Origin of the sequence: Prevotella sp. ICM33, from assembly GCF_000517825.1 — a bacterium.
Taxonomy (GTDB): Bacteria; Bacteroidota; Bacteroidia; order Bacteroidales; family Bacteroidaceae; genus Prevotella; species Prevotella melaninogenica.
Genome location: NZ_JACD01000006.1, coordinates 16134 through 28455, shown reverse-complemented (window position 1 = coordinate 28455; position 12322 = coordinate 16134). Strand labels below are relative to the sequence as shown.

11 protein-coding genes are annotated in these 12322 nt (G+C 41.9%); 8 read left to right on the top strand and 3 right to left on the bottom strand.

Annotated elements, in window-relative coordinates:
* The first annotated feature begins 110 nt into the window (after positions 1-110).
* The 5 genes from HMPREF1505_RS01060 (at position 111) to HMPREF1505_RS01040 (ending at position 5323) form a co-directional block, all read left to right on the top strand.
* Positions 111-1580 carry an alkaline phosphatase family protein gene (locus HMPREF1505_RS01060; protein WP_036921274.1) on the top strand — a complete coding sequence of 490 codons (1470 nt, stop codon included), beginning with the start codon at positions 111-113 and terminating at the stop codon, positions 1578-1580.
* Positions 1581-1661: 81 nt separating this feature from the next.
* The gene (locus tag HMPREF1505_RS01055) at positions 1662-2276 is read left to right on the top strand and encodes a deoxynucleoside kinase (protein WP_036921271.1); all 615 of its coding nucleotides are present in this window, start codon (positions 1662-1664) and stop codon (positions 2274-2276) included.
* Positions 2277-2443: 167 nt separating this feature from the next.
* Positions 2444-3064 (top strand): deoxynucleoside kinase, encoded by a 621-nt coding sequence (locus HMPREF1505_RS01050; RefSeq protein WP_036921267.1) that lies wholly within the window; start codon positions 2444-2446, stop codon positions 3062-3064.
* 113 nt (positions 3065-3177) lie between these two features.
* Positions 3178-4110, top strand: coding sequence for a thioredoxin-disulfide reductase (trxB, locus tag HMPREF1505_RS01045; protein WP_036921263.1), 933 nt, complete (start codon positions 3178-3180; stop codon positions 4108-4110).
* A gap of 109 nt (positions 4111-4219) precedes the next feature.
* Positions 4220-5323, top strand: coding sequence for a bifunctional methionine sulfoxide reductase B/A protein (locus HMPREF1505_RS01040; RefSeq protein WP_036921260.1), 1104 nt, complete (start codon positions 4220-4222; stop codon positions 5321-5323).
* Between the two features lie 308 nt (positions 5324-5631).
* On the opposite strand, the gene HMPREF1505_RS01035 is transcribed toward HMPREF1505_RS01040, so the two are convergent.
* From HMPREF1505_RS01035 to HMPREF1505_RS01025, 3 genes are all read right to left on the bottom strand, one after another.
* On the bottom strand, positions 5632-6618 hold the full coding sequence (locus tag HMPREF1505_RS01035; RefSeq protein WP_036921411.1) for an N-acetylmuramoyl-L-alanine amidase-like domain-containing protein: 987 nt from the start codon (positions 6616-6618) through the stop codon (positions 5632-5634).
* Positions 6619-6683: 65 nt separating this feature from the next.
* Positions 6684-7889, bottom strand: coding sequence for a DUF4421 domain-containing protein (locus tag HMPREF1505_RS01030; protein WP_036921256.1), 1206 nt, complete (start codon positions 7887-7889; stop codon positions 6684-6686).
* Positions 7890-7930: 41 nt separating this feature from the next.
* On the bottom strand, positions 7931-8914 hold the full coding sequence (locus HMPREF1505_RS01025; protein ID WP_036921253.1) for a Gfo/Idh/MocA family protein: 984 nt from the start codon (positions 8912-8914) through the stop codon (positions 7931-7933).
* A 176-nt stretch (positions 8915-9090) separates the two neighbouring features.
* Between HMPREF1505_RS01025 and yihA the strand changes: the two genes are divergently transcribed.
* The 3 genes from yihA to HMPREF1505_RS01010 all read left to right on the top strand — a co-directional run bounded on the left by yihA (position 9091) and on the right by HMPREF1505_RS01010 (position 12313).
* Entirely contained in the window at positions 9091-9687 is a 597-nt protein-coding gene (gene yihA, locus HMPREF1505_RS01020) for a ribosome biogenesis GTP-binding protein YihA/YsxC (RefSeq protein WP_013265673.1), read from the top strand.
* Between the two features lie 9 nt (positions 9688-9696).
* A complete protein-coding gene (locus tag HMPREF1505_RS01015) occupies positions 9697-11487 on the top strand; it encodes an ABC-F family ATP-binding cassette domain-containing protein (protein ID WP_036921249.1) in 1791 nt (596 codons plus the stop codon).
* 235 nt (positions 11488-11722) lie between these two features.
* Positions 11723-12313 (top strand): DKNYY domain-containing protein, encoded by a 591-nt coding sequence (locus tag HMPREF1505_RS01010; RefSeq protein ID WP_155948902.1) that lies wholly within the window; start codon positions 11723-11725, stop codon positions 12311-12313.
* Positions 12314-12322 lie beyond the last annotated feature (9 nt).

The following is a 12322-nucleotide window of genomic DNA, read 5'->3' as shown; positions in this document are numbered from 1 at the left end:
TTCTTGTTTGTATTTAATATCATTCCGACAAGTGCAAAAGTAGACAAAAAAGTCGAGAAATTAAAAAAAATATTGTAAGTTTGCAAGATAATTTAAACACATGACCTAAAATGAAAAAACTGCTTTTTCTTGTAGCTGGATTGCTGATTGCAGCAGCAGCGAATGCGCAGATACAACGACCAAAGTTGGTGGTTGGTCTTGTTGTCGACCAAATGCGTTGGGATTATCTTTACTATTACAATAATGAATATGGTAATGATGGTTTGAAAAGATTGCTCAACCAAGGCTTCTCTTTTGAGAATACACATATCAACTATGCACCAACAGTGACTGCGATTGGACATAGTTCTGTCTATACTGGTTCTATTCCTGCCTTCACAGGTATTGCTGGCAACTCTTTCTATCAAGATGATAAGAGTGTTTATTGCTGCGAGGATAATACGGTAAAGAGTGTTGGCTCCGATAGCAAAGAAGGTCAGATGAGCCCTCGCCGTATGCTTACATCTACCATCGGTGACGAACTTCAAGTTGCAACAGACTTCCGTTCAAAGGTGATTGGTGTAGCATTGAAAGACCGCGCATCAATCCTTCCTGCTGGTCATGCAGCCGATGCCGCTTATTGGTGGGACACTTCAGCAGGTCGCTTCGTATCTTCTACCTTCTATATGGATAAGCTTCCACAGTGGGTTGAGGACTTTAATGCAAAGAATCACACAGATCCTAACTTTGACATCAAGGGTTCTCCACAGGGCGTTACCATGACTTTCAAGATGGCTGAGGCGGCTCTAAAGAATGAGAAACTCGGTAAAGGAAAAGAAACTGACATGCTCACTGTGAGTATCTCATCAACAGATATCATCGGACATAGATTCTCTACACGTGGAAAAGAGAATCACGAGGTTTACATGCAGTTAGATAAAGACTTGGCTTGGTTCCTTAAGGTGCTTGACAAAGAAGTGGGTGAAGGCAACTATCTGCTCTTCCTTACAGCTGACCATGGTGCTGCTCACAACTACAACTACATGCGTGAGCACCGCATTCCAGCAGGCGGATGGGATTATAAACAGACTGTAAAAGACCTCAACGCATATCTACAAGGAAAGTTTGGTATCAGTCCTGTAATGGGCGAAGACAACTATCAGTTCTACCTCAACGACTCAACTATCGAAGCAGCTGGTAAGAAGAAGCAGGAGATTATAGACGAGTCTGTAGAGTGGTTGAAGAAAGATCCACAGTTCCTCTACGTCTTTGACGAGGAGAAGATAAGCGAGACAACGATGCCAAATTGGATAAAAGAACGTATGCAGAATGGTTATTTCCGTGGCCGTTCAGGTGAGATTGGTATTGTAACACGCCCACAGTTCTTCGGTGGTAAGGATAGACCGGACTTCCGTGGAACACAGCATGGACAGCCATTCCCATATGACACGCATATTCCTTTCCTCCTCTTTGGATGGAACGTGAAGCATGGTGCAAGCAATATCGAGACACATATCGTAGACATTGCACCAACCGTATGTGCCATGTTACATATCCAGATGCCAAATGGTTGTGTAGGTAAGGCAAGAAATCAATTCTAAATATAAACGATATTCTCCACTGACATCTCTGGCATTGTCTATTATAGGGAACGCCAGAGACGTACACGTGGACATTATGTTATGCACATTGCAATTGCAGGAAATATAGGTAGCGGTAAGACAACACTCACAACAATGCTTGCCAAACGTTATGGTTGGAAGCCAAGATTTGAGTCTGTTGACTATAACCCCTACTTAGAAGATTATTATAAGGACATTAAGCGTTGGTCGTTCCCTATGGAAGTGTTCTTCCTAAAGGAGCGTTTTAAGGACTTGCTTGAGATAAGTCGGAGTGATGAGTCAGTAGTACAAGACCGCTCTATCTATGAAGGTGTCTACGTGTTTACGGAAAACAACTATGCCATGGGTAATCTTGATAATCGTGACTATGAGACTTATATGGAGCTATTTGAGGACATGACAGATGCTGTTCAGTTCCCTGACCTGATGATTTATCTTCGTGCTTCGGTCAGTCACCTTGTTTCTAACATTGAGAAACGTGGACGAGAGTATGAACAGAAGATGCCTTTGGACTATCTTGAGAACCTCAATAAACGCTATGAAGAGTTTATCAAAGAGAAGTATAAAGGGCGTGTTCTGACGATAGATGTCGACAACCTCGATTATCAACATCAACCAAAAGACTTTGGTTTCATTACTGACAAGATTGACAGAGAACTCTTCGGCTTATTCTAAGATACTTACAAAGGAATCCCTACCCTGATTAAAAAGTAGGCTCTTAAAGTACTGAAAGGGATTTAATACGGACAAAATAACAAGAAATCATAAGCCCATAGCACTGACGTTAACCACACCTACGATAAAAGGTGGGCGTGAGGTGGGCAATTAGATACACACATATTATGCATATAGCAATCGCAGGAAATATTGGAGCAGGTAAGACTACACTCACCAAAATGCTCGCGAAACGTTACGGATGGATAGCTCACTTCGAGCCAGTCGACAACAATCCGTACTTGGAAGACTATTATAATGACATGACTCGTTGGTCGTTTAATCTGCAGATTTACTTCCTCAACAAGCGTTTTCGTGATGTTGTAGAGATTTCACAATCAAAGGATACAATTATCCAAGACCGTACTATCTTCGAGGATGCACGTATCTTTGCACCGAACCTATATGATATGGGATTGATGTCAGAGCGTGATTTCAACAACTACACCGACCTCTTCGACTTGATGCTCTCACTGGTTAAACTGCCAGACTTAATGATTTACATCCGTTGCTCTATCCCACGCCTCATCGATCACATCCAACAACGTGGCCGAGACTACGAACAAACGATGCGTATTGACTACCTCCGTGGTCTCAACGAGCGTTATGAGGAATGGATTAAGACCTACAAAGGACATCTGATGATTGTCGATGGTGACACAACTGACTTCCAAGACAACCCACAAGACTTCAAACGTGTCACAGATATGATTGATGACCGACTCTTTGGCTTCTTCCCAATGGAATAAGAGGAATAGTCTTTCTTTGGCACAATGTTTGTTCTGTAATAAATACAAAAATATTAATCAAGCCCCGCTTAGAAGTTAAGTCTTATTTAAGGGGCAACATACAATATATTGATATGGAAAAAGTAAAAACCCTTATAATTGGTAGCGGTCCTGCAGGTTACACTGCTGCGATTTATGCTGGACGTGCTAATCTTCAGCCAGTACTCTATTCTGGTCTGCAGCCAGGTGGTCAGTTGACCACCACAACCATTGTAGAAAACTTCCCAGGTTTCCACGAAGGAATCGATGCTAACCAACTCATGTCAGAGATGCGTGAGCAGGCTAAGCTCTATGGTGCTGACCTTCGCGATGGTTCTATCGTAAAGGCAGACCTCAGTAGTCGTCCATTCCACCTCGAAGATGAGCGTGGCAACCAGATTGAAGCTGAGACAGTAATCATCGCAACAGGTGCAAGTGCAAAGTACTTGGGCTTACCTGATGAGGAGAAATACCGTGGTCAGGGTGTGAGTGCATGTGCTACTTGCGACGGTTTCTTCTATCGTAAGCGCACCGTAGCCGTTGTTGGTGGTGGTGACACTGCTTGCGAAGAGGCTATGTATCTCTCTGGTTTGGCAAAGAAGGTCTACATGATTGTGCGTAAGCCATATCTCCGTGCGGCAGAGATTATGCGTAAGCGCGTGACAGAGAAGGAGAATATTGAGATTCTTTACAATACCAATACACTCGGTCTCTTTGGTGAAGACGGTGTAGAGGGTGCACATTTGGTACGCTTTAAGGGTGAGGAGAACGAGGAGAAATTCGATATCAACATCGATGGTTTCTTCTTGGCTATTGGTCACACTCCTAACACCGACCTCTTCAAAGGTCAGGTAGAGATGGACGACCACGGCTTTATCATCACCAAACCAAAGTCTACAGCAACCAATATCGAGGGTGTTTATGCAGCAGGTGACGTGGCAGACCCAACCTATCGTCAGGGTGTCGTAGCAGCTGGTACAGGTGCAATGGCAGCTATTGAGGTTGACCGTTTCTTGCAGAAGCAGTAAACAAAACAAATATAAAGAAGGGTGTTTCAGAATCCAACAAATTGGATTTTGACGCACCCTTTGTTATCTCTTGCATTTTTATTAATCATATTTATAAACACTAAAAACTATGCGTAACATTTTATCCATATTGTGCACACTGATTCTCCCGACCATTGTTGAAGCTGCCTCTTGCGGCTTACTGATAACAGGAACAGCCTCTTGCACAAACAAGACCAAGACAGCTATGACACAAACAGATTCTATCATCGCTCCTAAGACGAAATTCACACGTCCTGACGATGCCACCTTACGAAAGACGCTTACTCCCGAACAGTATGCTGTAACACAGCAGGCTGCCACCGAACGACCTTTCACCAACGAGTATGACCATGAGTTCAGAGAGGGTATCTATGTAGATATCACAACTGGCGAACCGCTGTTCTCGTCTACTGATAAGTTCGATTCTGGTTGCGGTTGGCCTGCTTTCTCAAAGCCAATCGACAAGAAAGTCGTTACAAATCATACTGACACATCCCATGGCATGGTGCGTACGGAAGTGAGAAGCAAGACAGGTAAGGCGCACCTTGGGCACGTCTTTGATGACGGACCAGCAGCGACCGGGGGCAAAAGATATTGTATCAACAGTGCTTCGTTACGTTTCATCCCACTTGAAGAGATGAAAGCAAAAGGCTACGGAGCCTATATTAAATTAGTTAGACCAATGAAAGAAATATACGTAGCAGGTGGTTGTTTCTGGGGAACAGAGCATTATCTCAAACAGATAGAAGGCGTTACGGCTACCGAAGTGGGCTATGCCAACGGTATTATCAAGAACCCAACGTATGAAGATGTTTGCACAGATAAGACGCAGTTTGCCGAGGCTGTACACATCACCTACGACCCTAAGGTTATAAGTTTGGACTTCTTATTAGGCTTATACTTTAAGTCTATCGACCCAACAAGCATAAACAAGCAAGGAAATGACCGTGGTAGTCAGTATCGTACAGGCGTTTATTACACCGATCCAGCCGACCTCCCAACGATCAAAAAAGTATTTGAAGAGGAACAAAAGCAGATTCACGGAAAGATTGCCGTTGAGGTGAAACCGCTCAAGAACTTCTACACAGCAGAAGAATATCATCAAGATTATCTTGACAAACATCCAACAGGCTATTGCCATCTGCCTGCAGCGCTCTTTGAGTATGCCCGCAAGGCTAAGATGAAAAAGTAAGAAAATGCTCTGGCAGAATTATTAAGTTCTCTGCCAGAGCATTTTTATTTATAGCTGTCTGATAAACTTAAAGGGACGATTCTCTCATGTACTATCTATCGTCTAACAACAAGTTGTCTTTTACCTAACGATATCTTACAATGGTATTAAGCCTCCGCACCACTCGTGCTAAGCCTCCGCACCATCCGTGCGGGACGTCCACACAAGTATAAAAGAGGATAAAACAAACTCTTTAGTGCCATCGCTTATTGCATAGAAAACAAATGACAAACTTGAAGGAGAAATTGTTTATTATGCTATGCGCAAGGTTATTGAATACGCACAACTCGTATTCCGAGATTAGCTGGACGAGCCATCATATAATTATAGAGCGTCTCTACAGGGTCAACAACCTTATTACCGTTCTTCCTAAGATTAGAAGCATTCATGAGATGGAGTCCATCCTTATGCCATACAGCAAAGCCAAGATGTGTTGTATCCAACTCTCGCTTATTAGTAACAATCGCAAGAATGTCACCATCTCGCACTACCTCTCGAAGTAGTTTGCTATTGTTAAGCAGACTCTTAGGGATATAGCGTAGCTTTGTTCCGTTGGTAGCATCCTCCAACTTCTTAAGTTCTGCCACGCGTTCAGGATTGTTCTTCAACATATCATAGAGTCTTGCGTTCTGACTCATATAGTTGATTTTCAACGTCTGAACAGCTGTGAAAGGAGGATTAGGCGTGTCTATCTCTCTGACAAAGCCCATTCGCTCATTATCTTCCAACCACCAATGGAAATAGTGCAGACGATTTACGTAACTCATCTTACCACCACGATAGCGGACTTGTTCTAACTGACGCACATAGTCTGAGAAACGTGTTTCGCCCTTCTTAACACAAAGTGTAAGAGCAGTAACAGCCTCAACATAAGTCGTACAGTCTAATCCATGAAGATTAATAACCAGTTTCTCATCCTCGTTGATATCTAAGGTATGGGCAACATAAGGCACCCCGATAAACTTTCGTGCAATCTTAATAATAAGCTGATCATTGGTAAGTTGCTGTCTTTGTGGTACAAACTCTTGCAACAACTGACAAACCAAAGCACTATCAGCCTTTGTATACGTGTCTATATAGGTGGGTAGTGTGTCATTCTGTTCGACTACAGATGCCTCAGGAACAGCACTTGTCATCTGTTCTGATGTCACAACTGTATCAGCAACTTGCTGTGTCTTTGCCTTCTGTTCGGGCTTTGCACCACAAGCAGAGAAGGCAAAGAGAGCAGAGAATATAAGTGAATATTTTAGTGTCATATTAATAAGTTCTAATTCAAAAAACAACATATCGTTAGGCTACTAACGTTCTAACAATGTCTATTCTATTTCTCCTTCTTTCTTCCAAAGTTAAAACCTGCATAGAGATTAATACTTCCAAAGAAGTTATTAGTAGAGAAATTACTGCGACGATAATTATAGGCATGAAGGATAGTACTCATACCAACATACCATTTGCTATTGTTCCACACCACACCAAAGCGTCCAATACCATCAACGTTAATATTACTAAACTTAAAATCATTAATAGAAAAGGAACGCTGAGTAACGTCTCCCTTACTACTTTTATAAGCTAAAGCCAACGAAAGTGAACCAGCCAAGACCCAGTTACGAGCAAAAACCCAGTTATAGGCATAGCCACCACTGATAGAAATATCAGTGTACTTGACCTCACTAAACATCAATGTACTGTCTATCGGATTGGCAGGAACCTGATTACCAAGACGATTTGAGATGACTCTATTAAGTTCTCCCCAATTGACATCAAGGCTATGCTGCGTATAGCCAATGCCCAATAGCGGACTACCTGCTGAACGACGTTGTATCGTACTTTGGCTGAAAGCTGCTGGATAAGAGAATCTACGATGATTGAAGATATAATAAATATTGAAACCCTTAATGGTTGAAGTCAATCCACCAAAGTCAGTACCACGTATTGCATCCGTGTTAATATCCTTCCCAAGATACAACTGTCTGATTTTATAATCATTGCCTGTCTTACGATAATAAATATCGAGTCCGAGCATCGAACTATATAAACTTAAATCATATTCTTGTCGAGGATTGTTGTTCTTGTTCCAGAAATCTAAATGCTTTATATCGAGTGTGTAACCCAAGAATATCCAACGCCAACCGAAATAAGGTCCTATACGTACCGTAGCCTCTGGTGCAAAGGTAATACTTTGCTCTTTCGAACTACTCAAACGATACACCTCATAGGTATTTGTATTCTGCAACATAAAAGCAAAATTATACTTTTGAGGCTCAATATAAGAAGTATCTATCTCGTTGAAATGCTGGAAAAAGCCACCGCCTTTGCCCGACTTCTGTTTGAACATGCGCGAAGTTTCACCTCTGCGCATCCATCGCACAGAGTCTGTTTCCTGCTTGCTTGAAAGGATATCACCACTATCTTTCCTAACAACTAAGCTATCAGATAGAGTCGTTGATGAAAACGCATAAGCCTTTGTTCCTCCTAAAAACAATAGGAGGAAACTCAGAACCAAGTAGTCGTTGAAAGTTAGCTTCATCTGAATAATTAAACAAAAACAAATGCCCTCAAGGGCTTTTCCTATATCTTTCCGAGGATGCGATCCATCACCCAGTTGGTTGGAGTGGCACTAACACTCGTACAATCACATGCTCCATAACCCTGCATATCCTCAATAACAGACTTAATAATAGGGAGTTGAACGTATGGAGGATTAGCGACCTCAATATCTCTTTCACCCTCACTTGTACAGAGGTGGATTGGTGCATAAGTATAAACAGAGAAGGATAGTCTACCTTTTGAACCATAAATCTCTATACGATCCTCACGCGCACTCTCATGGGCAGCAAAGCACCAAGCACCACTACCAGTCAAACCATTCTCAAAACGGAACACAGCATTTACCGTATCTTCGAGGTTGTAGAGCCCTGCACGATTAGCTGTGTAGCCATGCGCCTTGATAATAACACCAAATAAGTTTTGTAGTAGGTCGAGCTGATGAGGAGCAAGGTCATAGAAATAACCGCCACCAGAGATATGCGATTGTAGACGCCACGGCAGTTGCACGTTCTTTTCGTAATCCAAATCGCGTGGAGGAACAGCAAAACGCACTTGCACAGTAAGTATCTTACCTAATTCACCACTATCAACAATCTCTTTTACTTTCTTGAAGTAAGGAAGATAACGACGATAATAAGCGACGAAACATGGCACTCCTGTCTGCTCTGACACACGATTAATACGCACGCAATCCTCGTAAGAAGCCGCCAAAGGTTTCTCTATATAACAAGGCTTTCCAGCACGCATTGCCATGATAGCAAAGGTTGCATGGGCAGAAGGAGGTGTAGCAATATATATTGCATTTACGTCAGGATCGTCTACCAAAGCCTGTGCATCGGTATACCATTTCCGTATACCCTGACGCTCAGCATACGAACGCGCCTTTAACTCGCTACGGCTAAACACTGCGACAACATGCGAGCCCATCACTTCATTGAACGCAGGTCCAGACTTCTTTTCTGTCACCTCACCGCAGCCAATAAATCCCCAGTTGATTTGTTTCATTTACACATCAGTTATCTACAAACGCATCGACAAGAGTAAAAAAGCTTGCTTCTACTTTGCCGAGTGCAGCATATTTTCTGCAAAAATACGAAAAAACTATCAACTGACCATTCATAGCTATTAACTTTTTAGTAACTTTGCAGGAAAAGCTGATTATATCACATACTCTTCAAAATATGATTATCAAGAATTCAGAATTCACTATATCTTCACCTTCATTGTCAAAGTGTCCAGAAGATACAAAGGCAGAATATGCTTTTATTGGACGTTCAAACGTAGGAAAGTCAAGCCTTATCAATATGCTTTGTAACCATAAAGGCTTGGCAAAAACCTCATCAAAACCGGGCAAGACGCTACTTATCAATCACTTTATTATCAATAACGAGTGGTACTTAGTCGACCTTCCTGGCTATGGATATGCCAAAAGTTCAAAGACTGTAAGAAATAAGTTGGAACAGATGATTGCCCAATATATCCTCCAACGCAAACAACTTGTGAACGTATTTGTACTGATTGATATCCGTCATGAACAACAGAAGATAGACCGTGAGTTTGTTGACTGGTTAGGTGAAAGCAATGTTCCTTTCTCTATTATCTTTACAAAAGCAGACAAGCTATCACCTGCCAAGGCTAAGTCAAACGCCCTTCTTTGGATGAAAAAACTACAGGATAGATGGGAAGAACTTCCTCCTTACTTCATTACGTCAGCTGAAAACAAGACTGGAAGAGAAGAAGTATTAAACTATATTGACGAAATCAATAAGACTTTATAATAGGACTTTATGGCGCAGATACCCTATCTTGATGTCCAAAATCTAACAAAGAGCTTCGGTGCACAGGTCCTCTTTAAGGATATCTCTTTCTCTATTGCAGAAGGACAGCACGTTGGACTCGTAGCACAAAACGGTACAGGAAAGTCTACTCTACTCTCTATTCTAACTGGAAAAGAGGGTTATGACAGCGGTTCTATCATCTATCGCAATGATTTGCGAGTGGGAATGTTAGAGCAAAGTCCGTATTTTGACCCAGAAGAAAGCGTCTTGGATGCTTGTTTCAACCATGAAGGAAATCCTGAAAGGCTCCTAAAGGCAAAGCAAATCCTCACCATGTTGAAGCTCTATGACTTAGAACAACCAATGGGACAACTAAGCGGTGGGCAGCAGAAGCGCGTTGCTTTGGCAAATGTTCTTATATTGGAACCAGACTTCCTTATACTTGATGAGCCTACCAACCACCTTGACTTAGAGATGATTGAATGGTTAGAAGGCTATCTTTCTCGTGGTAACAAGACCATCTTTATGGTGACACACGACCGTTATTTCCTTGATAACGTGTGTAATACTATCTTAGAATTAGACAACAACACGATATACACCTATCGTGGCAATTACTCTTACTACTTAGAGAAACGTCAAGAGAGAATCGACAACACCCGCGCTGAGATTGCACGTGCAAACAACCTCTATCGTACGGAATTAGAGTGGATGCGCCGAATGCCACAGGCTCGTGGACACAAAGCACGCTATCGTGAGGAAGCTTTCTATGAATTAGAAGCAAAGGCTAAGCAGCGAATTGAAGAACGACAGGTACGCTTGAAGTCATCAAGTGTGTATATCGGAAGTAAAATCTTTGAGTGTCAATATGTCTCAAAGAGGTTTGATGACAAGATAATACTGAACGACTTCTACTATAACTTCTCACGATTTGAGAAGATGGGTATCGTTGGTAACAATGGTACTGGCAAGTCAACCTTTGTAAAGATGTTACTGGGAGAGGTTGCACCTGATAGTGGTAAGTTTGATATTGGTGAGACAGTGCGCTTTGGTTATTTCTCACAAGAAGGCTTAAAGTTCCGTGATGATCAAAAAGTTATTGATATTATCACAGACATAGCAGATTATATTGACCTTGGAGGAGGCAAACACATGACGGCTTCACAGTTCCTCAACTACTTCCTCTTTTCACCAGAACAACAGCATAACTATGTGTATAAGCTCTCTGGTGGTGAGAAACGCAAGCTCTATCTCTGCACAGTCCTAATGAAGAATCCGAACTTCTTAGTCCTCGACGAGCCTACCAATGATTTGGATATCCAGACTTTACAGATTCTTGAGGAGTATCTTCAAGACTTCCCAGGCTGTGTCATCGTGGTATCACACGACCGATATTTTATGGATAAGGTTGTTGATCACCTCTTAGTATTCAAGGGTGAAGGAGAGATTCAAGACTTCCCTGGTAACTACACGCAGTTCCGTGACTTTCAAAAGATGAAGTCTAAGGAAGAAGAACAGCAGAAACCAACAAAGAATAGTAGCCCAACAGCAAACGAACAGAAGAAGGATTATCGTAACAATACAAAGCGTAAGATGTCTTTCAAGGAGAAGCGGGAATACGAACAACTTTCTGATAAGATTGCACAATTAGAAGAAGAGAAACAACAACTTGAAGAAGAACTCTGTTCTGGCAATCTCTCTGTAGACGAACTTACAGAAAAGAGTAAACGTCTACCTATCTTAAAAGATGAGCTGGACGAGTTAGAACTTCGCTGGTTAGAGTTGGCTGAACTTGCTTAACACCCTCAACCCTACTCTACCCAATGAGGTTTCTCATTATAAAGAGGTGAATAATTCACTCCACGATATACATGGAAGAGTCTCCACTTTTCAAAAGACAATTCTTCATATCGGATATCCCGACTCATAAAAAGGTGTTCCCCTAATTTCTTTTAGGGTAATTCCATGAAATGAATGAACTATTCCTATTATCTTTGCTGCATAACAAATAAGATAATAACTAAAAAAGATGATTATGGAAAAGAAGAACTTTTATCGCCAGCTTCGCCTTAGTTGCGTAGTCCTTATGGCAGTCTTTGCACTCAGTGCTTCAGCACAGTCTTCACGTCAAGTACGTCCTTACTCTTTCAATAAGAAAGGTGTATTCTATGGTCGTCAACCAGTTATGGGAATAGACATACGCACCTTCGTTGACCTTGGGTATGGTTATGCAAAAGATAGATATAACGTTTATTTTGAAGGACAGATTCTTCCATTCGTTGACCCAATGACCTTCCGTCTTAAGGTACCAGGAAGTGTTTACCAAGGTGGCTATCCAGGCGATTATTCTGATGACTATCCAGTTAATCCTCGTGATGGGTACGACCCTTATTATAATGAAGGTTACGTCGTTACTTCTAATGCAGTTCTTTACAATGGCAGAAAGATTAGCGCCAGTGCAAGAAGCTTCAAGGACTTAGGATGGGGCTATGGGAAGGATGCCTTCGATGTCTATTATATGGGTGACAAGGTAAGCGGCGCCAGCAGCTCCAGCTTCAAAGTACTCAAAGATGGCTATGCAGAAGATGCATTTGACACCTATTATCGTGGAAAAGTAGTAAGATAATGATTCAAT